The organism is Variovorax sp. 22077 (assembly GCF_052044195.1).
Taxonomy (GTDB): Bacteria; Pseudomonadota; Gammaproteobacteria; order Burkholderiales; family Burkholderiaceae_C; genus Variovorax; species Variovorax atrisoli.
This window is the reverse complement of the sequence record NZ_JBQEQC010000039.1, coordinates 1-21,072: the sequence shown is the minus strand read 5'-3', so window position 1 is coordinate 21,072 and position 21,072 is coordinate 1. Positions and strand designations below refer to the sequence as shown.

The 21,072-nt window shown below is 68.8% G+C and carries 21 protein-coding genes; 8 read left to right on the top strand and 13 right to left on the bottom strand.

Annotated features, from left to right (window positions below; all coding sequences use genetic code 11):
• Positions 1-31 precede the first annotated feature (31 nt).
• From ACTJLF_RS33195 to ACTJLF_RS33170, 6 genes are all read left to right on the top strand, one after another.
• Positions 32-679, top strand: coding sequence for a response regulator (locus ACTJLF_RS33195; protein ID WP_440884762.1), 648 nt, complete (start codon positions 32-34; stop codon positions 677-679).
• Positions 676-2,568 carry an ATP-binding protein gene (locus ACTJLF_RS33190; RefSeq protein ID WP_440884761.1) on the top strand — a complete coding sequence of 631 codons (1,893 nt, stop codon included), beginning with the start codon at positions 676-678 and terminating at the stop codon, positions 2,566-2,568. The genes ACTJLF_RS33195 and ACTJLF_RS33190 overlap by 4 nt, the downstream gene beginning before the upstream one ends.
• Positions 2,569-2,708: 140 nt before the next feature.
• Positions 2,709-2,885 carry a hypothetical protein gene (locus tag ACTJLF_RS33185; RefSeq protein ID WP_164713422.1) on the top strand — a complete coding sequence of 59 codons (177 nt, stop codon included), beginning with the start codon at positions 2,709-2,711 and terminating at the stop codon, positions 2,883-2,885.
• Positions 2,882-3,190 (top strand): hypothetical protein, encoded by a 309-nt coding sequence (locus ACTJLF_RS33180; RefSeq protein ID WP_019658643.1) that lies wholly within the window; start codon positions 2,882-2,884, stop codon positions 3,188-3,190. The genes ACTJLF_RS33185 and ACTJLF_RS33180 overlap by 4 nt, the downstream gene beginning before the upstream one ends.
• Positions 3,191-3,210: 20 nt before the next feature.
• Positions 3,211-4,140: a sensor histidine kinase gene (locus ACTJLF_RS33175; RefSeq protein ID WP_440884760.1), complete on the top strand. Its 930-nt coding sequence runs from the start codon at positions 3,211-3,213 to the stop codon at positions 4,138-4,140.
• A 44-nt stretch (positions 4,141-4,184) separates the two neighbouring features.
• Positions 4,185-5,117, top strand: a complete 933-nt coding sequence (locus tag ACTJLF_RS33170) for a DUF2167 domain-containing protein (protein ID WP_026346872.1) — start codon at positions 4,185-4,187, stop codon at positions 5,115-5,117.
• 12 nt (positions 5,118-5,129) lie between these two features.
• Here ACTJLF_RS33170 and ACTJLF_RS33165 read toward each other — a convergent pair whose 3' ends face one another.
• The 6 genes from ACTJLF_RS33165 to ACTJLF_RS33140 are packed head-to-tail and all read right to left on the bottom strand — an operon-like array spanning position 5,130 to position 10,465.
• Positions 5,130-5,918, bottom strand: coding sequence for an enoyl-CoA hydratase-related protein (locus ACTJLF_RS33165; protein WP_440884759.1), 789 nt, complete (start codon positions 5,916-5,918; stop codon positions 5,130-5,132).
• Between the two features lie 2 nt (positions 5,919-5,920).
• The gene (locus ACTJLF_RS33160) at positions 5,921-6,751 is read right to left on the bottom strand and encodes an SDR family NAD(P)-dependent oxidoreductase (protein WP_019658647.1); all 831 of its coding nucleotides are present in this window, start codon (positions 6,749-6,751) and stop codon (positions 5,921-5,923) included.
• A 31-nt stretch (positions 6,752-6,782) separates the two neighbouring features.
• Positions 6,783-7,202 carry a MaoC family dehydratase gene (locus ACTJLF_RS33155; protein ID WP_440884758.1) on the bottom strand — a complete coding sequence of 140 codons (420 nt, stop codon included), beginning with the start codon at positions 7,200-7,202 and terminating at the stop codon, positions 6,783-6,785.
• 17 nt (positions 7,203-7,219) lie between these two features.
• Positions 7,220-7,660, bottom strand: a complete 441-nt coding sequence (locus ACTJLF_RS33150) for a MaoC family dehydratase N-terminal domain-containing protein (protein ID WP_354409760.1) — start codon at positions 7,658-7,660, stop codon at positions 7,220-7,222.
• 16 nt (positions 7,661-7,676) lie between these two features.
• Entirely contained in the window at positions 7,677-8,861 is a 1,185-nt protein-coding gene (locus tag ACTJLF_RS33145) for a lipid-transfer protein (protein ID WP_019658650.1), read from the bottom strand.
• Between the two features lie 44 nt (positions 8,862-8,905).
• On the bottom strand, positions 8,906-10,465 hold the full coding sequence (locus tag ACTJLF_RS33140; RefSeq protein WP_019658651.1) for a long-chain-fatty-acid--CoA ligase: 1,560 nt from the start codon (positions 10,463-10,465) through the stop codon (positions 8,906-8,908).
• 110 nt (positions 10,466-10,575) lie between these two features.
• On the opposite strand from ACTJLF_RS33140, the gene ACTJLF_RS33135 reads away from it, so the two are divergent.
• Together ACTJLF_RS33135 and ACTJLF_RS33130 are read left to right on the top strand one after the other, a co-directional pair.
• The gene (locus tag ACTJLF_RS33135; RefSeq protein WP_132751493.1) at positions 10,576-11,601 is read left to right on the top strand and encodes an AraC family transcriptional regulator; all 1,026 of its coding nucleotides are present in this window, start codon (positions 10,576-10,578) and stop codon (positions 11,599-11,601) included.
• 49 nt (positions 11,602-11,650) lie between these two features.
• The gene (locus ACTJLF_RS33130) at positions 11,651-12,232 is read left to right on the top strand and encodes a GbsR/MarR family transcriptional regulator (RefSeq protein ID WP_019658653.1); all 582 of its coding nucleotides are present in this window, start codon (positions 11,651-11,653) and stop codon (positions 12,230-12,232) included.
• A gap of 34 nt (positions 12,233-12,266) precedes the next feature.
• Here the strand turns inward: ACTJLF_RS33130 and cydX are convergent, their stop codons facing one another.
• The 7 genes from cydX to ACTJLF_RS33095 form a co-directional block, all read right to left on the bottom strand.
• Positions 12,267-12,416 carry a cytochrome bd-I oxidase subunit CydX gene (cydX, locus tag ACTJLF_RS33125; RefSeq protein WP_019658654.1) on the bottom strand — a complete coding sequence of 50 codons (150 nt, stop codon included), beginning with the start codon at positions 12,414-12,416 and terminating at the stop codon, positions 12,267-12,269.
• A gap of 20 nt (positions 12,417-12,436) precedes the next feature.
• Positions 12,437-13,591: a cytochrome d ubiquinol oxidase subunit II gene (gene cydB / locus ACTJLF_RS33120; RefSeq protein WP_440884757.1), complete on the bottom strand. Its 1,155-nt coding sequence runs from the start codon at positions 13,589-13,591 to the stop codon at positions 12,437-12,439.
• Positions 13,588-15,207: a cytochrome ubiquinol oxidase subunit I gene (locus ACTJLF_RS33115; RefSeq protein WP_440884756.1), complete on the bottom strand. Its 1,620-nt coding sequence runs from the start codon at positions 15,205-15,207 to the stop codon at positions 13,588-13,590. Before ACTJLF_RS33115 ends, cydB begins: the two co-directional genes overlap by 4 nt.
• A 52-nt stretch (positions 15,208-15,259) precedes the next feature.
• Positions 15,260-16,975 (bottom strand): thiol reductant ABC exporter subunit CydC, encoded by a 1,716-nt coding sequence (gene cydC / locus ACTJLF_RS33110; RefSeq protein ID WP_440884755.1) that lies wholly within the window; start codon positions 16,973-16,975, stop codon positions 15,260-15,262.
• Positions 16,972-18,663, bottom strand: a complete 1,692-nt coding sequence (gene cydD / locus ACTJLF_RS33105) for a thiol reductant ABC exporter subunit CydD (RefSeq protein ID WP_440884754.1) — start codon at positions 18,661-18,663, stop codon at positions 16,972-16,974. The genes cydC and cydD overlap by 4 nt, the downstream gene beginning before the upstream one ends.
• Before the next feature lie 156 nt (positions 18,664-18,819).
• On the bottom strand, positions 18,820-19,932 hold the full coding sequence (locus ACTJLF_RS33100; protein ID WP_440884753.1) for an acyltransferase family protein: 1,113 nt from the start codon (positions 19,930-19,932) through the stop codon (positions 18,820-18,822).
• Positions 19,933-20,024: 92 nt separating this feature from the next.
• Positions 20,025-20,987 (bottom strand): NAD(P)H-dependent flavin oxidoreductase, encoded by a 963-nt coding sequence (locus tag ACTJLF_RS33095; protein ID WP_019658660.1) that lies wholly within the window; start codon positions 20,985-20,987, stop codon positions 20,025-20,027.
• Positions 20,988-21,072 lie beyond the last annotated feature (85 nt).

The following is a 21,072-nucleotide window of genomic DNA, read 5'->3' as shown; positions in this document are numbered from 1 at the left end:
ATACACTGCGCCCGAACAGCCTGGAGTGGGAATGAAAATCCGCGTGCTGATAGTCGAGGACGAGCCGGAATTCATGCGCCGGTTCTCCACCGCCGTGCTGGCCGACCCAGGACTTTCACTGACGGCATCGGTATCGACCGGTGCCGCGGCGATGGCGCTGCTGGCGGCCCAGCCTCCGGACGTACTGCTGCTCGACCTCGGCCTGCCGGACATGGATGGCACCGAGCTGATCCGCCACATCGCCATTCACCACCCCGCATGCGACGTGCTCGTGGTGACCATGTTCGGCGACGACCAGCATGTGATCGCCGCGCTGGAAGCCGGTGCGACCGGCTACCTGCTCAAGGACGCGGGCGCGGACCGCATCGCCACCAGCATCCATGAGCTGCACGCAGGCGGTTCCCCCATCAGCCCGGGCATCGCGCGCCGCATCCTGGCACGGATGCGCACGCCCGCGAGCCCTCCGCGCAACGAAAGCCCGCGGGATGCGGTGCTGACGCCGCGCGAGACGGAATTGCTGCGCCTCACGGCCAAGGGCCTCAGCTTCGACGCCATCGGACAGCTCCTGCAGATCTCGCCCCACACCGTGGTGGCGCACGTCAAGAAGATCTATCGCAAGCTGGCGGTGCACTCGCGGGGGGAGGCTGTCTACGAGGCCAGCCAGATGGGACTGCTGTGACATGGTCGGGACTGCAGCGCCTGCTGCTGGCGCTGATCGCGCTGGTCATCGTCGGCGGCACCGCTGCCGCCTCCACAAGGAGCATCGGGCAGGCGGATGAATCCGTCGCGTCGCCGCAGCACGCATTGCGACTGAACGCCTCCCAGCTCACTCCGCCCGCGCCCGATGCCCCGTGGCAAAGCGTGGAACTGCCCAGCGTCGCGCCGCACCCCGGTGCGGTCCCGCAGGGCCCCGCCTGGTTCCGCATCGACTTCCGGCGCGAGAGCGCATCGCCCCGGCCCTGGGCCGTCTATCTGCCGTACCTGTACGGCGGCGGACAGGTCTGGCTCAACGGCCAGCAGGTGGCCAGCGTGCCGGAATCGACGCCCCAGCTGCGCGTGCGGTGGGAGCGCCCGCATCTGCTGCCCTTGCCCGACAACATGCTGCGCGACGGCGCCAACGAACTGATGGTGCGTGCGGTACCGGCGCAGGGCGAACACAGCCTGCGCTTCCCGCGCGTGGACATCGGCCCCCTAGTCGCACTGAACGAAGCGAACGACCGCCGCGAGTTCTGGGTGCGGACCACACCGCAACTGACCGTGCTGGCGTGCCTGATCGTCTCCGCATTCGTCCTGTTCATCTGGTGGAGGCGCCCGCGCGAAGTTCTCTATGGGTTGTTCGGGCTCGCGACCGTGTTCTGGGGCATCCGTACGCTGACCTTCGTGATCGAGGCGGTGCCGGTGGAGCGCTGGCATCTCTGGCGGCTCGTCTACCTGGCCGCCACCGGCGGCTTCGTGGTCGTCATGGCGCTCTTCGCCATGCGCTTCGCCGGCCTGCGGCATCGGGGCCTCGAATACGCGCTGGCGGCGTACTGGCTGATCGGCCCGGCATGGCTGCTGCTCGCCGGCCCGGCGGGCGAGCCGCTCGTCAACCGCGTGTGGAGCGGCGGCCTGATACCCATCGGCAGCGGGATCATCGCCGTCTCGTTCTGGGCCGTATGGCGCCAGCGCACATGGGCTTCGGCGGTGATGCCGATCGTGCTCACGCTGGCAACGCTCGCGGGTGTGCACGACTACCTGATCGCGTGGGATACGGCGCTCGTCGAGCGCCTGCTGCCGGGCTGGTCGGGGCATCGCCTCTTCATGCTGCACCACGCCGCCAATCTTCTGCTGCTGACGATGGGCGCGCTGTTGTCGTTGCGCTTCACCAGGGCGCTTGCCTCGCTGGAGCAGCTCAACGCATCGCTGGAGTCGCGCGTGGCCGACCGCGAGCGCACCCTTTCCGAGAACTACCTCCGCCTGGCAGCGCTGGAGCGGCAGAACGCCGCCGCCGAGGAGCGGCAACTCATCATGCGCGAGATCCACGATGGTCTCGGCTCGAAGCTCTTCACTTCGCTGTCGCGCGTGGAGCGAGGCGACATGGATCGCACGCAGATCGAGGAGTCGCTGCGTGCCTGCATTGCCGACATGCGGCTGGCGCTGGACGCACTCGCGCCGGAAGACCACGACCTGCGCACCGCCCTGGGCGACTTCCTGTTCCGCTGGCAGGGCGAACTCGAAGCGGCGGGCGTACGAACCTCGTGGACCATCGACATGCCCGAGGACGCTGCGGGCGTGCCGCCCCACACGACGCTGCAGATACTGCGCATCGCACAGGAGGCGCTGACCAACGTCGTGAAGCATGCCCAAGCGCGGCAGGTGAAGCTTCGCCTGCAGCAGGCGGGCGGGCTGTTGCGGCTGGAGATCCAGGACGACGGTCTTGGCGCCGGCACCGGTCCGGGCGGGCAAGGGCGCGGCGTCGTCAACATGCACGCGCGGGCACAGCGGCTCGGCGGCACCTTCGAACTGCGCCGGGACGCGCATGGAACCTGTGTCGTGCTGAGCGCACCTCTCGCCTCCTCGGCCGCCTGAGCCGACGACACCTCCACGCGAAGCGCGGCCATCCCGCGAACACGCGATGGCCAGGCCCGAAGGCGGTATTCCAGGGCCGCACTGCGACTCCTACATTGGTGCCCATGCCCGAGCATCACATTCCAGAGGAGAAGAAGCCCATGGCCCCGCAATTCACGCCCGCCGAGGAAACGCTGTCGAAAGTCGGCCGCTGGCTGCTGGCGATCGCGGTGGCCACGCTTGCGGCGCTGATCCTCTGGATGTCCGGGTGCTGTGACCGGCTGCCGCTCCATGGCGGAAACGGCCTGACGCAACACGCCGGGGAGCGGGTCGCATGAACTTCCTCGGCGATCTGCAGCCTTCGGCCACGCTGATGTCCATCGTGAGCTGGCTCTACCTGGCGACCAACTCCGCGCGCGCCTTCACCTACCTGCCGCAGATCGCCGCCGTCTGGCGCTGCACGGACGGCGCGCGCGCCATCTCGCTCGTGACCTGGAGCTCCTGGGTGCTGGCGAACCTCACCGGCGTGATGTACGGCGCCTGGGTCGTGCGCGACGGTCTCTTCGTCGCGATCTCGGCCATCAACCTCGTGTGTTGCGCCACCGTCGCATTGATCGCCGCGCGCCGCAGGGGCCTGCTCTAGCTGCACCGCGAGACGTCCGCATGAACCCGCTTCAGCACATGCTCCGGTTTCTCGGCCTTCCCGTGCCCGTGCAGGTGCGGGAGGCCGTGCGAGGCAGCCGCGGAAGCAGCGCCTTCGACGGCAGTCCGCCTTCGGTGCGCTCACCTCCATCGGCGCTGCAACCTTCCGTCGAGCAGGCCCTGGCCGAACTCGTGCGACGGAACCAGTTGCTCGAGGACTCCAGCCAGGCGAAAGCCTGCCTCTTCGCCGCTGCGCTTCATGACCTGCGGCAACCACTGCAAGCCCTGATGCTGTTTTCGGAGGCGCTGTCGAGTGCCGATCTCGACGCCAGCCAACTGCACCTGCGCATCGGCCAGATCCGCCAGTCCGTCGACTTTCTCGACCGGCTGCTGACCGGGATGCTGGACCTGGCGCAGATCGACGCTGGCGGCACACGGCCCCCATGCGCCGACCTGCCGCTGGACCCGCTGTTCGACGAGTTGCGGCATCACTTCTGCGCCGTCGCCGAGTCTCGAGGGGTGCGGCTGCTGGTGCGCCCCACCAGCGCGTGGGCGCGCTGCGACGGCGTCATGCTCACGCGGATCCTCAACAACCTGGTGAGCAACGCACTGCGCCATACACACCATGGTGGCGTGCTCGTGGGTGCGCGGCGGCATCGGGAAGGCATTCGCATCGATGTCTGCGACACCGGCATCGGCATTCCTGCGCAGCATCAGGCACGCGTCTTCGAGGCGTTCTACAGGATCGACTCCCCCGAGCGGCCAGCCGCGCACGAATGCGGCCTGGGACTCGGGCTGGCCACGGTGCAGCGGCTGGCCGATCTGCAGGAAGCGAGGGTTCGGCTGCGGTCACGGCCCGGTCGGGGCACGGTGATGTCCGTCGTGCTGCCGGCCTCGGGCGGTCATGCGCACAACCTGTTCGGCAACCGGCGCGATAGCCGAGCTCTTTAAACTTGCCCCGCTCACCAAACCGAAAACAACCGAGGAGAGAGAACTTGCGTATTCAAACCGCCCGCCTGACGGCCGGCGTGCTGCTCGCGTGCGCCGCTTTCGTGGCGCAAACCAGCCAAGCCGCATCGCCGACCACCACCCCGTCCACACCTTCCACTCAGGCCTCGACCGCCAGCTCGCTCGAAGCCGAGCAGGACGCCGCCTTCAAGGCCGCAAAAGCCGTGCAGAAGGTCGGCCCTGTCGACATCACGCTGCGCGACCAGGCCCACCTCCACCTGCCCGCCGGCTACGTGTGGGTGCCGACGCCCGCCGCCGCGCAGCTCATGCGCAGCATGGGCAACCGCACCGACGACACCTTCATCGGCGCGATCTTCCCCGCCGACGACGCCGACTGGATGGCGGTGGTGAAGTTCGTGAAGGAGGGCTACATCAAGGACGACGACGCCAAGGACTGGAACGCCGACGACCTGCTCAAGAGCCTGAAGGAAGGCACCGAGGCCGCGAACGAGGAGCGCGCCAAGCGCGGCATCCCGTCCATCGAGGTCACGGGCTGGGCGCAGAAGCCGCAGTACGACGCCTCCTCGCACCGCCTCGTGTGGTCGGCCCTGTCGAAGCGCAAGGGCAGCACCGACGGCAACCAGGGCGTCAACTACAACACCTACGCACTGGGCCGCGAGGGCTACCTGAGCCTGAACCTCATCACCAACGCGAAGGACCTCGACAAGTACAAGCCCGACGCGAGCAAGCTCCTCGGCGCGATCCAGTACGACGACGGCAAGAAGTATGCGGACTTCAACTCGTCCACCGACAAGGTCGCCGCCTATGGGCTGGCCGCACTGGTGGCCGGCGCGGCAGTGAAGAAGCTGGGCCTGTTCGCGGTCATCGCGGCCTTCCTCGCCAAGTTCGCGAAGCTGGCGGTGGTGGCCGGCGGCGCGGCGCTTTGGGGCATCGCGAAGCTGTTCAAGCGCAACGGCTGAGGGCCGCGGCGTTCAGCTTCCCTTGAAACTGGGCGCGCGCTTCTCCACGAACGCGGTCACGCCCTCCCGGGCGTCGGGGCTGCCTGCACGCTCGCGCAGCAGCCTGTGTTCCAGCGCCAGGTGCTGCTCGAAGGGCCGGCCGGCCGCGCCCGCGCAGAGCTCCTTGATGCCGGCGAAGGATGCGCTCGCACCACGCGCGAGCCGAGCCACCAGCGCTTCGGCAGCGGCCGCGAGTTCGTCGTCCGGGTGCAGCGCATCGACCGCGCCCCACGCAAGGCAGCGCTGGCTGTCGATGGCATCGCTGAGCATCAGCAACTGCTGCGCGCGCACCGGCCCCACGCGGCGCGCGAGGAAGTACGAGGCACCCGCATCCGGCGACAGCCCGATGGCCGCATAGCCCGTACGCAGCTTCATCGATTCGGCGGCGAGTACGAAGTCGCCGCACAGTGCCAGCCCCACGCCTGCGCCGCCGACGGATCCGTTCACCGCGACGACCAGCGGCGCAGGGTTGTTCGACAGTCGCAGCAGTGCCGGGTGCAAGCGGTCCAGGATCTCATCGACCAGCGCCGGCAGCGCTTCGCCAGCCGCCACGAACTCGTCGATGTCACCGCCGGCGCAGAACACGCGGCCCTCTCCGGTCAGCAGGATGACGCGCGGCTTGCCCGCCAGCACTTCGTCGATGGCCCGCACCAGCGCGTGGCCGCTGCGAACCCCTATAGCGTTGGCGCGCTCCGGCCGCTTCAGCACGATGCGGCCGATGCCCTCCTCCACGCCCCAGGCGATGCCTTCGGCGGTCTCCATGCTCAGATGCCCGTCAGGCCGCCGCTGCACATCAGCGTCTGGCCGCTCACGTAGTCCGACTCGGGCGCGCACAGGAGGTACACGGCCCCGGCCGCTTCCTCGGGCGTGCCGCCGCGCCCCAGCGGAATCGACTGCTCCATCATCGCCAGCAGCCCCGGGTTGATGCCCACCTTGATCTCGCGCCCCTCGATGTTCGCGGTGGAAGCCTCTGCGGTGCTCGCGGTGAGCCGCGTCTGGATAAAGCCGAAGGCCACGCAGTTGACCGTCACGTTCATGCGGCCCCACTCCTTGGCCAGCGTCTGCGTGAGCCCCACGATGCCGGCCTTGCCCGCCGCGTAGTTCGCCTGCCCCGCATTGCCGAAGAGCCCCGCCACGGACGAGATGTTGACCACCTTGCGCACCACGCGCCGGCCCGCCTCGGTCTCGGCCTTCGACAGCGCGCGGATCACCGGCTGCGCCGCGCGCAGGATGCGGAACGGCGCGGTCAGGTGCACGTCGATCATGGCGTACCACTGCTCGTCGGTCATCTTCTGCACGACGCTGTCCCACGTGTAGCCGGCGTTGTTGACGATGATGTCGAGCCCCTTGAACTCGCTCACCGCCGTGCCGACGAAGCGCTCGGCGAAGTCGGGCGCCGCCACGCTGCCGGTGCATGCCACCGCCTGGCCGCCGGCCGCACGGATTTCCTGCACCGTTTCCTCCGCCGGCTGTGCGTCGAGGTCGTTGACGACGATGCGCGCGCCTTCCGAAGCCAGCTTGAGCGCGATGGCCCGGCCGATGCCGCGGCCCGAGCCGGTGATGAGTGCGACCTTGCCGTCGAGCTTGGGTGTCATGTCCGAGTTCCTTGCTTGTTGGTGTGAGTTCTCAACGCAGCGCGACCAGCGCTTCGCCGGCGATGCGCGTCTGCCCGTATTGATTGGCGCTGTGCACTTCCACGCGTACGCAGTGCTCGCCTTCGTGCTCCAGCTTCTCGACCACGCGGCCGCTGCAGCGCACCGCATGCCCCAGGTGCGTGATGCCCTGGAAGCGCACGTCGAAGCGCCTCAGCTGCGACTGCGGTGCCCACTGCGTGAGCAGCCGGGCCAGCCAGGCCATGCCCAGCATGCCCTGCGCGAACACGTCGGGCATGCCCGATCTGCGCGCGAAGTCCGTGTCGATGTGGATGGGGTTGTGGTCGCCGGAGGCGCCCGCGAACAGTGCGAGCGTGGTGCGGCTCACGGGCGGCAGCTGCAGCGCGGGCAGCTCGTCGCCGACGTTCACGGTGTCGTAGGTCGGTGCATTCATCGGTGCGGGTTCCTTCGTCAATGGCGGCAGACGATCACCGCGCGCAGCTCGGCGACCAGCTCGTCGCGCTGGTTGGTGGCGCGCGACGTCTTGACGACGAACTCGAGCGCGCCGTTCTTCTTGTCGTAGATGTCGGTGATGGTGGAACGCACCGTCACGGTGTCGCCCACGCATGCGGGCCTGTGGTAGCAGAAGCCCTGCTCGCCGTGCAGCAGCTTCGACAGCGGAATGCCCAGGTCGGCCAGCAGGCGGTCCGACGCCCCCGAGTCCAGCTCGGCCGCGAACAGGAATGTCGGCGGCGCGGGCAGGTCGGGGTAGCCGGCGTCGCGCGCGGCGGCGGCATCGGTGTAGACGGGGTCGGTCTCGCCGATGGCCTTGGCGAAGAACTGCAGCCGGCTTCGCTCGATGGGCAGCACCGAGGGCGGCAGCTCGTGGCCGATCCATTTCCTGTCGATCATCTGGCGGCCCTTTCTCTTAAACCCGCTCGTAGAGCGTGACCACGCAGGCGCCGCCCAGCCCCAGGTTGTGCTGCAGCGCAATCCGCGCGCCCTCCACCTGCCGCTTGTCGGCCGTGCCGCGAAGCTGCTGGACCAGTTCCGTGCACTGCGCCAGCCCCGTGGCGCCCAGCGGATGCCCCTTCGACAGCAGCCCGCCCGACGGGTTGGTGACGACCTTGCCGCCGTAAGTGTTGTCGCCATCCACCACGAACTTCTCCGCGCCGCCCACCGGGCACAGGCCCAGCGCCTCGTAGCTCAGCAGCTCGTTGTGCGCGAAGCAGTCGTGCAGCTCGACCACGTCGACGTCCTGCGGTCCGACGCCGGCTGCGTCGTACACCTTCTGCGCGGCTTCCTGCGCCATGCTGAAGCCGACCACCTCGCGCATGTCGCGGCTCTCGAAGGTGATGGGGCGGTCGGTGGTCATGGCCTGCGCCTTGATGCGCACGCTGCGGTCGAGCCCGTGGCGCTCTGCGAAGCGCGGCGAGCACACGATGGCCGCCGCCGCGCCGCAGGTGGGCGGGCAGGCCATCAGCCGCGTCATCACACCGGGCCACATGACCGGCGCGGCCATTACTTCCTCCTCCGTGACGACGCTGCGGAACAGCGCCAGGGGGTTGTTCGCCGCGTGGCGGCTGGCCTTGGCGCGGATCTTCGCGAAGGTCGACATCTGCGTGCCGTACTGCTGCATGTGAGCCAGCCCGGCGCCGCCGAAGTAGCGCAGCGCGAGCGGCACCTGCTCGTTGCCGACCAGCTCGTCGGTGATGTTCTCGAAGTGGTCGAAGGGGCTGGGCCGGTCGTTGAACACCGCGCCGAGCGCGCCGGGGCTCATGTGCTCGAAACCCAGCGCCAGCACGCAGTCGGCCGCGCCGCTGGCCACCGCCTGGCGCGCCAGGAAGAGCGCGGTCGAGCCGGTCGAGCAGTTGTTGTTGACATTGACGACCGGGATGCCGGTCATGCCCACCTCGTACAGCGCCCGCTGGCCGGCGGTGGAGTCGCCATAGACGTAGCCCACGTAGGCCTGCTGCACCAGCTCGTAGCCGATGCCGGCGTCCTTCAGCGCGGCATTGGTCGCCTGCGCTGCCATCTGCGGATAGGGCTGGTTCGCGCCCGGCTTGGTGAAGGGGATCATGCCGACCCCGACCACGTGAACGTCTTGACTCATGAAAGGCTCCTTGGAAGTTCGAAAAGAAAGGAAGTTGGACGGGCTCAGGCCACGCTGCGCTGCCGGCCCTGCCAGAAGGGCTCGCGCAGCTTGGTCTTCAGCACCTTGCCGGCGCCCGACAGCGGCAGCGCGTCGACGATGGCCACGCTGCGCGGGCACTTGTAGCCGGCGATCAGCGTCTTGCAGTGGGCGATCAGCTCCTGCGGCTGCACGCCCTGCCCCGGCTTGAGCACGAGCACCGCATGCACTGCCTCGCCCCACTCGTCGCTCGGAATGCCGATGACGGCGCAGGCCGCCACCGCGGAATGCTGGTTGATGGCGTTCTCGACCTCTGCCGAGTAGACGTTCTCGCCGCCGCTGATGATCATGTCCTTCATGCGGTCGACCACGAAGATGAAGCCGTCGTCGTCCATGTAGGCGCCGTCGCCGGTGTGCATCCAGCCGTCGCGCAGTGCGGCGGCGGTCTGCTCGGGCTTGTTCCAGTAGCCCTGCATCACATTGGGCCCGCGCACCGCCACCTCGCCGACGGTGCCGCGCGGCACCTCGTTGTCGTCCGCATCCACCACGCGAACCTCCATGCAAACGCTGGCGCGGCCGGCCGAACGCAGCTTGCCGCGCTTGCGGCCTTCGGCCGTGTGGAAGTACGCCGGGTTGAGCGTGGCGATGGGCGACAGCTCCGTCATGCCGTAGGCCTGCACGAAGCCAACGCCCGGGAACGCCTCCATCGCGCGGTTGAGCACCGCCTCGGAGATCGGCGAGGCGCCATAGGTGATGTTCTTCAGGCTGCTCAGGTCGCGCGGCTGCCGCATCGCAGGGTGGTCCACCAGCATCTGGATCATGGTCGGCACCAGCAGCATGCTGGTCACGCGGTCGCGCTCGATGGTGTCGAGCACGCCCTCGGGCGTGAACATCGGGATGATGGCGTGCGTGTTGCCCGTGAACCAGTGCGGCGTGGCCAGGCCCATGTCGGCGAGGTGGAACATCGGCGCGGCGTGCAGGTAGCAGCCGTCGGCCGGTGCCAGCCCCTCGGCCTGCGCCGCGAGCGCCGAGCTGCAGATGTTGGTGTGGCTGAGCATCACGCCCTTGGGAAAGCCGGTGGTGCCGCCGGTGTAGAAGATGCCGGCCAGGTCTTCGCCGCGGCGCACGGCGTCGGGCACGGGGGCTGCGGCGTCGATCAGGCCTTCGTAGCTGTGCATGCCGGCGGGCACGGGGCCGTCGCCGCAGTAGACGACTTCTCGCAGGCTCTTCGACTGGCCCCGCATCTGCTCGACGACGCCGCGGAAGGTCTCGTCGACCAGCAGGATGCCGGAGCCGGAGTCTTCCAGCGAATACAGGATCTCCGCGGGCGACCAGCGGATGTTGCAGGGGTTGAGCACGCCGCCGCCCCAGGGCACGGCCAGCTGGTACTCCAGGTAGCGGTCGGAGTTGAGCGACAGCATGGCCACGCGGTCGCCCGCGCGCATGCCCAGCCGCTGCAGCGCGCCGGCCAGGCGCGCCACACGGTCGGCGAAGTCTCGGAATGTCCGTGCGCGGCCGGCGAAACGCACGGCGATGGCATCGGGGCGCTGCTGCACGGCCCGGTGAAGGCCCTGGGTCAGGTACATGGGTTTGTCTCCGTCTCGTTCTTGTGCAGGCGCATGGTAGAAATCCGGCCGCCGCCCGGCGATTGCACTTCGCTTCGATCGCATGGCAGAAAAGGTCAATCGACAGACACATGCTCCAGCCGCCCGTCACCATTCCGATCGCCTTCGTCCTCGGCATGCTCTCAGGCATCCGTGCGCGCCCGGGCGAGGCGCTGGTGGACGTCGACAAGGCGCTGGAGGACGCGGGCATCGCCCCCGCGCTGCTCGACGAAGCCGCCGCCCGGATCACCGCCGAGCAGTACGTGGCCCTCTTCGCGCTGCTGATGGAGCGCATGGACGACGAGGCGCTGGGCTTTCTCACGCGCCGACTGCGCTGCGGCAGCTTCGCGCTGATGACGCGCTCCACGCTGGGCGCACGCACCTTCGAGGTGGCGCTGCGCCGCGTGGCACGCACCTTCGACCTGCTACAGGACGATCTCTCGCTGGTGCTGCTGCACGACGGCCCGCTGGCCGGCTTCGGGCTGCGGTTGAACATCCAGCCGCCCATGCACCAGAACTTCCTGCACGAGCTGATGCTGCGGGTGTACTGGCGGCTCTTCGCATGGCTTCACGGCGGCCGTCTGGCGGCCCGGCGCTTCGACTTCGGCTTCGAGCCGCCGCCCTATGCGGACGGCTACGCGAAGGTGTTCCCGGGCCCGCTGCAGTTCGGCCAGCCGCTGTCTGCCGTGTGGTTCGACGCCGCCGCGCTCGACACGCCGGTGCACCGCGACGCGAAGGAGATCCAGGCCTTCCTGGCGGCCTCCCCGGCCAACGTGATCCTGCCCCGGCTCGCCGAACAGGCGGTGAGCGCAAAGGTGCGCGCGGTGCTGCAGCAGCACCGCCCGGCCTGGGCCGACCTCGCGACCACCGCGGGCGTACTGCACATGTCGGTCAGCACGCTGCAGCGGCATCTGGCGACCGAGGGCACCTCGTTCCAGGCGTTGAAGGACCAGCTGCGGCGCGACCTCGCCATCGTGCGGCTCAACACCAGCACCGTGCCGCTGGCGGCGCTGGCCGAGGAGCTGGGCTTTGCCGACAGCGCGGCCTTCCAGCGCGCCTTCAAGGCATGGACCGGCGGCGCGCCCGGCTCGTACAGGCGGCGCCAGCAGGCTGATTGAGTTTTCAGGACTTTCCGGAATTACAGCCATCCGCGCGACAATCCGGCGCATGGCCAACTCTTCCGATCTCCCACCCCTCAACCGCCAGTTCGTCGCCCACTTCGGCGAGATGGGCAGCAAGTGGGGCATCAACCGCACAGTCGGGCAGATCTACGCACTCATCTTCCTCTCGGAGCGCGCGCTCAACGCCGACGAGATCGCCGAAATGCTCGAGTTCTCGCGCTCCAACGTCAGCATGGGCCTGAAGGAACTGCAGGCCTGGCGGCTGGTGCGCCTGCGGCACCATCCCGGCGACCGTCGCGAGTACTTCGAGGCGCCATCCGACGTGTGGGAAATCTTCCGCGTACTGGCCGAGGAGCGCCGCCGCCGCGAGATCGAACCCACGCTCTCGATGCTGCGCAACGCCCTGCTCGAATCTCCCACCAGCGACGCCGAACGTCACGCGCAGGAGCGCATGCGCGAGATGCACGACCTGATCGACCGGCTGATGAAGTGGTTCGATGACGTGCAGCGGCTCGCGCCCGAGACCGCCATGAAGCTCATGGGCATGGGCGCGACCGTGACGAAGGTGCTGACGCTCAAGGACCGCATCTCGGGCGGCTCGGCGTCGAAGAAGAAGGCCGCCGAGTAGGCCGGCGGCCTTTCCATCTCTATCTCTACTACCGCTAGAGCCGCTCCTGCCCCGCCGACGGCTCCGGCGTTTCGAGCTTGGCCTTGCGGACGGCCTCGTCGTCCATGAGCTCGTACCACATGGCGTTGAGCACTGCGAATGCGGCCGCCAGCGGCAGGCCGAGGATCCAGGCGAAGTACCACATCTTTCGTTCCTCCTTGGTTGTCAGTAGGCGTGGCCGCTCTCGTCGCGGATCGCCTGTTCGTCGACCTTGCCCCACAGCACGCGGTAGACCCAGCTCGTGTAGGCCACGACCAGCGGAATGAAGACGGCCGTGACCACCAGCATGATGAACAGCGTGAGATGGCTCGAGGACGAGTCCCACACCGTGAGGCTGGCGCGCGGGTCGATGGAAGACGGCAGGATGAACGGGAACATCGAGGCGCCCACGCTGAGGATGATGCCGGCGATGCCCAGCGCCGCAGCCAGCAGCGAAAACACCGGCCGGCGCAGCGCGAGCCCGAGCAGCGCACCGAGCGCGCCGACGAAACCGGCCACGGGGGCGGCCAGCGTCCACGGATGGGCCGCATAGTTGGCGGTCCATGCACCGGCGTGCAGCTCGACCGTCTTCAGCATCGGGTTCGACGGCCCCGTCGCATCGATCACGCTGCTGATGCGGAAGCCGCCGATACTCGTCGCCAGCAGCACGCCGGCCAGCGCATAGAGCGCGATGGTGAGCACGGCGGCGACCATGCCGTAGCTGCGCGCACGCTCGGCCACCGGCCCGGCGGTCTTCAGCTGCAGCCAGGCGGCGCCGTGCATCACCAGCATCGCCACAGACACCAGCCCGCACAGGATGGCGAAAGGATTCAGCAGGCCGAAGAAGCTGCCGTCGTAGAAGATGTGCATGTCGGGGTTGAAGCGGAACGGCACGCCCTGCAGCACGTTGCCCACGGCCACGCCGCAGATCAGCGCGGGGACGAAGCCGCTGAAGAACAGCACCCAGTCCCAGCGCGAGCGCCATTGCGGCGACTCGCGCTTGCTGCGGAACTTGAAGGCCACGGGCCGCAGGATCAGCGCCGTGAGGATCACGAACATCGCCAGGTAGAAGCCCGAGAACGACACGGCGTACAGCTGCGGCCAGGCCGCGAAGATCGCGCCGCCGCCCAGGATCAGCCACACCTGGTTGCCCTCCCACACCGGGCCGACGCTGTTGATGACGACGCGGCGCTCCACGTCGTTGCGCGCGGCGAAGGGCAGCAGCATGCCGCTGCCCAGGTCGAAGCCGTCGGTCACGGCGAAGCCCACCAGCAGCACGCCGATCAGCAGCCACCAGATGAAGCGCAGGGTGTCGTAGTCGAGGAGTGTGTGGAGGATCATGCTGCGCTCCCGGTGGAAGGCGAAGGAATGGCCGCGCCCGCGTGGGCCGGCGGAATGTGCGAGAGCGCGTCGCCCTCGTCGGGCGCGTGCTCGGCCTGCGGGCCCTTGCGGATGGCCTTGAGCATCAGCTTCATCTCGATGACCAGCAGCGTCGTGTAGATCGCGATGAAGCCCGCGAGCGTCAGCAGCAGCGTCTTCGCACCGAGGTTCGACACCGCCACCGCGGTCGGCAGCACGCCCTCGATCACCCACGGCTGGCGTCCGAACTCGGCCACCAGCCAGCCCGACTCGATGGCGATCCAAGGCAGCGGGATCGCGAACACGGCGAGCTTCAGCAGCCAGCGGTGGCTGTCGAGCCTGCGGCGCGCCGAGAGCACGAAGAAGGTCGCGGTCAGCGCGATCAGCAGCATGCCGATGCCCACCATCACGCGGAACAGCCAGAACAGCGGCGCCACCTGCGGCACGGTGTCCCATGCGGCCTTGGCGATCTGCTCGTCGGTGGCCTGGCGCGGATCGTCCACGTAGCGCTTGAGCAGCAGCGCGTAGCCCATGTTGATGCCGTTGTCCTCGAAGTCGCCGCGCACGCCCTGCGTCACCTTGTCGGGGCCGCCAGCCTCGCGGATCTTCTGCAGCGCGTCGTAGGCCTTCAGGCCTTCACGGATGCGCACCTCTGCACGCTTCACGAGTTCGTCGATGCCGGGCATCACGGTGTCGAGCGAGCGCGTGCCGATCAGGCCCATCACGCCGGGAATGTGGATGGCGTAGTGCGTCTCGCGCGCCTCCTGGTCGGGAAAGCCGACGACGGTGAAGGCGGCGGGTGCGGGCTGGGTCTCCCACATGGCCTCGATGGCGGCGAGCTTCATCTTCTGGTGTTCGCCGGAGAGATAGCCGCTCTCGTCGCCGAGCACCGCCACCGACAGCGCAGCAGCCAGGCCGAACGAGGCTGCGACCGTCATCGAGCGCTTTGCGAGTTCGAGGTGGCGCCCCTTGAGCACGTACCAGGCGGAGACACCGAGCACGAACATGGCCGCGCACACATAGCCCGCCGACACGGTGTGGACGAACTTGGCCTGGGCGACCGGGTTGGTCAGCACCGCGGCGAAGTCGGTCACTTCCATGCGCATGGTCTGCGGATTGAAGGCCGCGCCCACCGGGTTCTGCATCCAGCCGTTCGCGATGAGGATCCACAGCGCCGAGAAGTTGGAGCCGATGGCCACCGCCCAGGTCGAGATCAGGTGGCCCACCTTCGAGAGCTTGTCCCAGCCGAAGAAGAACAGCCCGACGAAGGTGGCCTCCATGAAGAAGGCCATCAGGCCCTCGATGGCCAGCGGCGCGCCGAAGATGTCGCCGACGTAGTGGCTGTAGTAGCTCCAGTTCATGCCGAACTGGAACTCCATCACGATGCCGGTGGCGACACCCATCGCGAAGTTGATGCCGAAGAGAACACCCCAGAATTTCGTCATGTCGCGCCAGATCACGCGGCCGGTCATGACGTAGACCGTCTCCATGATGGCGATGATGATCGAGAGTCCGAGCGTCAACGGCACGAACAGGAAGTGGTACAGCGCCGTGACGGCGAACTGCAGGCGCGATAGCGCGACGATGTCTAAGTCCATGATGTGGTTCTTCCTTCTTTCCTTTTCTTTCCCTGTTCGGCGGCTTTGCGGTTCAGTCGGGCCGCAGGCTGCGCAGCGCGGCATCGAAAGCCTCGCTGCCGCGATGCAGGTCGGCGACGATGCGGCCCTGGTCGACACGCACGAGGCGGTCGGCGAGCGCGGCCTCACGGCGCAGGTGGGTGGCGATCAGCAGGGTTCGGCCTCCTGCTTGCTGGGCGAGGCGCTGCAGCACGTCGTGTGCGGTCGCGGCGTCGAGCGCCTCGGTGGGCTCGTCGAGCAGCCACAGGGGCACGTCGCGCAGCAGCAGCCGGGCCAGCGCGAGGCGGCGCGACTGGCCGCCAGAGAGGCCGAGGCCGCCTTCACCGAGGCGGGTGTCGAGGCCGGTGCTCAGGGCACGCACCTCGTCTTGCAGTCCTGCCGCCTGCAGCACGGCATGCAGTTGTTCGTCGGTGGCTTCCGGGGCTGCGAGGCGAAGGTTGTCGCGCAGGCTGTCCTGGAAGAGTTCGGTGCGCTGGGTCAGCAGGCAGGCTGGCTGCGCGAGAACGCTGCCGCACCAGGGCGCGATCTCGCCTGCGATGGCGGCGAGCAGCGTGGACTTGCCCGCGCCGCTCGCCCCGATGAGCGCGACACGCTCGCCTGCGCGCAGGGTCAACGAGGCTTCGGTGAGAGCCGGCGTGCCACAGTCGCCATGGGCCACGGAGACTTGGTCCAGTCGCAGTGCGATTCCGGAGCCTGGGGAGTTCGTCATTTCACCGGGCTCGTCGGCGGAGCCATCCATGCGGGGAGCAAGTCGCCGTACCGCCAGCCAGGTGCGGCCCGCGTCGAGCGCACCGCGGCGCAGGGCTGCGAAGGGCTCCGTCGCCGTGAGCGCCACCAGCAGCGCGAGCGCCGCCGCCGGTGCGCCGATCACGCCCTCGCCCACCAGCAGGCCGACGGCCAGCAGCACGCCAACGAGCGTCAGGGTGCCGGCGCTGCCGTAGGCGAACCCTGCCGATGCCTCGAGCCTGTTCAGCGCGAGGTCGGCCTTGGCGAGTTGCGCATCTGCGGCCATCAAGGCCTCGCGCTGGGCATCGATGCGGCCTGCCATCACCAGGTCGGTCTGCCCCGCCACCAGATCGACAGCGCGTGCACGCATCGCCTCGATGGCATGGGCGCGCCGCACGGCCGGCCGGCAGGCACGCCTGGCGACGATCGACGCGATGCCCCAGCCGACGGCCACCAGCCACAGCGCCAGCGCGAGGCCCATGGCCACATGCATGAAACCGAGCACCGCGCCCGCAAGCAAGGCAGCGCCGAGTGCCGCGGCCGCCGGCACGAGCAGGCGCAGATAGAGCGATTCGAGCGCGTCGATGTCGGCGGTCAGCCGGAACAGCAGACGCGCCGGACGCATCAGCAGCCGGCGCGCCGCCTCTGCCCTGGACCAGCCGCGGAACAGGCGCACGCGCATGTCGGCGAGCACGGCGAAGGTGGCATCGTGCGTCACCAGACGCTCGCCATAGCGCGATGCGGTGCGGCCGAGCGCGAGCAGGCGGATGCCGGCAGAAGGCATGAACACGTCGAAGGTGAAGGCCGTGGCGGCATGCAGGCCCGCCAGCGCGGTCGCTGTGATGAACCAGCCGGACAGGCCCAGCAGTGCCATGCCCGCGAGCACCGTGATCGCCGCGAGCAGGCAGCCCAGGAGCAGCCACCGCGGCTGCGTGGCGAGGAAGGGGCGCAGCACCAGGCGCAGATCGCGCCAGTTCGAGCTCGGGCGGGAAGTCTTGTTCATGCCGCCTTCTCCATCGCTTCTGCGCTGCCCAGGCTCACGGTGCGGTCCATGCGCGCGGCCAGCGCCGGGTCGTGCGTCGCGACGATGAGGGTCTTGCCGCGGGCCAGCGCCAGCAGCGCATCGGTCACCCGCTCGGCGGTTTCGGTGTCGAGGTGCGCGGTGGGCTCGTCGACCAGCAGCAGGTCGGCATGCGGATGGACCGCGATGCGCGCAAGCGCGAGGCGCACGGCCTCGCCGCCGGAAAGGCCCTGCCCGCCCTCGCCCAGCGAGGTGGCCGGATGCGCCTGCACCACCGACTGAAGCGATGCGAAGCGCATGGCTTCGGTGACACGCCGGGTGTCGGCATCGAGGCGGCCCAGGGCTACGTTGGCCTCGACCGAACCGGCAAAGACGTGCGGCGCCTGCCCCATCCAGCCCATGCGCTCGCGCAGGGAGGCCACCGTGCGGCCGGTAAGTGCAACGCCGCCGATGGAGATCTCGCCGCGCGTCGCCGGCACGAGGCCCGCGATCATCGACAGCAACGCGGTCTTGCCGCTGCCGCTCGGGCCCGTCAGCGCGACGTGCTCCCCGGAGGCGATGCGCAGTTGGCAGCCGTCGAAGACTTCCTGCGGCTCGCCGGGCCAGGAGAAATGCAGGTCGCGGATGACGACGGCCGGCGCTCCAGCGTGAGCATTCGTCGTCGCGCGTGTCAGCGAGGCGCTCGCGCCGGGCAGAGACAGTTCGTTTCGCTGCAGGCGATCGAGCGCCTCCAGCGCGGCCTCGCCGGCGGCGCGGTCGTGCCAGACCATCGACAACTCGCGCAGAGGCTCGAAGAACGCGGGAGCCAGCAGCAGCACGAACAGGCCCTCGCCCAGGCTCAGCGTGCGCCCCCAGGTGCCGAAGCCGATGGAGCCGAGCAGGTGGAAGCCGACGTAGGCGGCCACCAGCGCCACGCCCAGCGCCGAGAAGAGTTCGAGCACGGCCGAGGAAAGGAACGCGATGCGCAGCACGGCCATCGTGCGGCGGCGCAGCGACTGGGCCGCATCGCCCAGGCGCCGGACGGCGATCTCGACGGCGCCCAGCGAGCGCAGCGTGGCGAGGCCGCGCAGCCGGTCGAGCAGGAAGGCGTTCATGCCGCCGAGCTCCACCATCTGCGCCTCGCTCGCGGCCCTGGCGCGCCAGCCGACGATGGCCATGAAGATCGGGATGAGCGGCGCGGCGGCCAGGAGCACCAGCGCAGCCACCCAGGAGAAAGCGGCCACCGCGCACAGGATGAAGATCGGCACCACCGTCGCGCGCCAACGCGCGGGCTGGTAGCGCACGAGGTACGGCACCAGCGCCTCGGCCTGCTCGGCGAGCACGCTGGCAGCCAGACCTGAATGCGCGCGGCTGCGATCGAGCGGCGAACCGGCAGCCAGCGCCAAGGCGGTCTGTGCGCGCAGCGCGGTGAGCTGCGCGCGTGCACGGGTGAAGGTCCGGCGGGCACCCCAGGCCTCGCACGCAGCCCTCGCCAGCCCGAGCAGCAGGATCGCCGCGGCAGGCCAGGTGACGGCCGCGAAGCCATGCCCCGAAGCCAGGCCCTGCACCGCCATCGCCAGCAACGCCGCCTGTGGCAGCCAGAACAGCGCGGCCGCGCCCTGCACCACACCACCCGCGTCCAGCGACGCGGAAGCCCGCAGCGGCGATCTGGGTGGCAGGTGCTTGGTCATTCCTTGTTTTCGTGAATTTTCAGTATTTACTGAAATTTCCACAATCATACCGGAGACGGAGGCGACTGACGAGCCCGCAGACTGCCCTCTCCCGCACGGGAGCGCAACAGGTTCAGGAGGATTTGGACGGTGCGCCTGCGCCGGCGCGCCCGCTCCTTAATGAGAAACGACTATTCCGCTGACCAGCAGCGCAGCGAACAGCGCGAACACTGCCCGCCAGGAAGCGGGACGCGCCTCCACCCAGCGGTACAGCAGCGCCCCCGCGACCACCGACAGGCCGAAGGTCGCGGCAAGCCCCGCCGCGTCGAACCACGAGCCGTGCGGCCCCGCATTCGCGACCGCCGCGTTCATGGCGAGCAGCACGGGGAAGTGGATGAGAAACAGCGAATACGACATCCGCCCCAGCCGCACGAGCGGCATGGCCGCCACCGGCCAGTGCTTCGGCGACAGCCAGTTGCGGCGTTGCGCGACGGCGATCAAAAGCGCGGTGACCAGCGCCGTCGCGATGCGGCTGCGCCAGTCGATGGCGAGCGCTCCCGCCCCGATCATCGCCAGCAGCGCGATGCCGCTCTGCCAGATGCTGAACCGCGTTGCGCGTCCGATCCAGAACACCAGCATGCCCAGCCCGTAGGTGCCGAAGAAATAGAAAGCCGTGTCGTCCAGCCCTGCATTGCGGTTGAAGAGCACGAGCGAAGCCACCGCCAGCCCGAAGACCAGCGCCACCGGCAGCCATCGCGCGCGCAGGCCCTGCGGCACGGCGCCGCCGGCGCGCTGCAGCATCGACGGCAGCCCGACGAGCACCAGGGCCAGCGCGAAGAGCTGGAAGTCGATGGCCACGTACCACACGCCCGTGGAGAGCGACTCGTAGCCAAGCAGGTCCTGCAGCAGCAAGCCATGGGCGACCAGCTGCCCGAAGGTAGGCGACGCCGGCACGACCTCTTCGTCGAGCCACGGCCGAACGACCGCAGCGACGATCACGCACACCGTGAGCGCGGCGAGGTAAGGCATCACGAGCCGCCCATAGCGCTGCAGGATGCGCGCCACCGGCCGCTCCACGCGCAGCGTTCCATCGGGTGCGAGGCTGGCGGCCGCCAGGAACCCGGCGATCACCAGGAACACCTGCACCGCCAGCCGCCCGTCCTCGGAGAGCCAGCCGAAGAAGTCGGGCGCGAGCGTATACGCACCGGCCGGCATCGGGCCGTAGCGCGACAAGTGATGCCCCACGATCACCGCGCAGGCGATGCCCTTGGCGGCATCGAGCAGCGGCATGCGCCCCGTGGAGGGAGGGGACGGAGCCGGCGGAGAAGATTGAGAAGACGGCGGCGCGACCGCGATGGGCGCGACGCCGTTCGCTAGCGGGGTCACAGCGCGAGCCGCTGTCTTGCCTCCTGGTATTCGCGCTTGAGCTTCTCGATGAACGCACCGGCGGTCGCCACCTCGGTCACCGCGCCGATTCCCTGGCCCGAACCCCAGATGTCCTTCCAGGCCTTGGCCTTGCTGCCTTCGCCGCCGCCGAAGTTCATCGTCTTCACGTCGCCTTCGGGCAGGTTGTTCGGGTCCATGCCGGCCTTGACGATGCTGGGCGCCAGGTAGTTGCCGTGCACGCCGGTGAAGAGGTTGGAGTAGACGATGTCGTCCGAGGTGCCGTCGACGATCGCCTGCTTGTAGTCGTCGCTCGCGCGCGCTTCCTCGGTGGCGATGAACGCGGTGCCGATGTAGGCGAAGTCGGCACCCATGGCCTGCGCGGCCAGCACTGCGCCGCCGGTGGCGATGGAGCCCGACAACGCGATCGGGCCGTCGAACCACTGGCGGATCTCCTGCACCAGCGCGAAGGGGCTCTTCGTGCCCGCATGGCCGCCGGCACCGGCCGCCACGGCGATGATGCCGTCGGCACCCTTCTCGATCGCCTTCTGCGCGAACTTGTTGTTGATGATGTCGTGCAGCGTCACGCCGCCGTAGCTGTGCACCGCGTCGTTCACGTCGGTGCGCGCACCCAGCGAGGTGATGACGATCGGCACCTTGTACTTCACGACCATCTCCATGTCGTGCTCGAGCCGGTCATTGCTCTTGTGCACGATCTGGTTGATGGCGAACGGTGCAGCGGGCTTGTCGGGGTTGGCCTTGTTGTAGGCCGCCAGTTCCTCGGTGATCTCGGCGAGCCAGTCTTCCAGCTGCGCCGCAGGACGCGCGTTGAGCGCCGGCATCGAACCCACCACGCCCGCCTTGCATTGCGCGATCACGAGCTTGGGGTTGCTGATGATGAACAGCGGCGAGCCGATGATCGGCAGCGGCAGGTTCGCGAGGACGGGGGGCAGTTTCGACATGATGCTTGTCTCTTGAAAGTTGTGTTGAATGCGGGATCGGGCAGCCGAACGCAGAAGGAAGACAAAAACTACGCAAAGGTCGCGA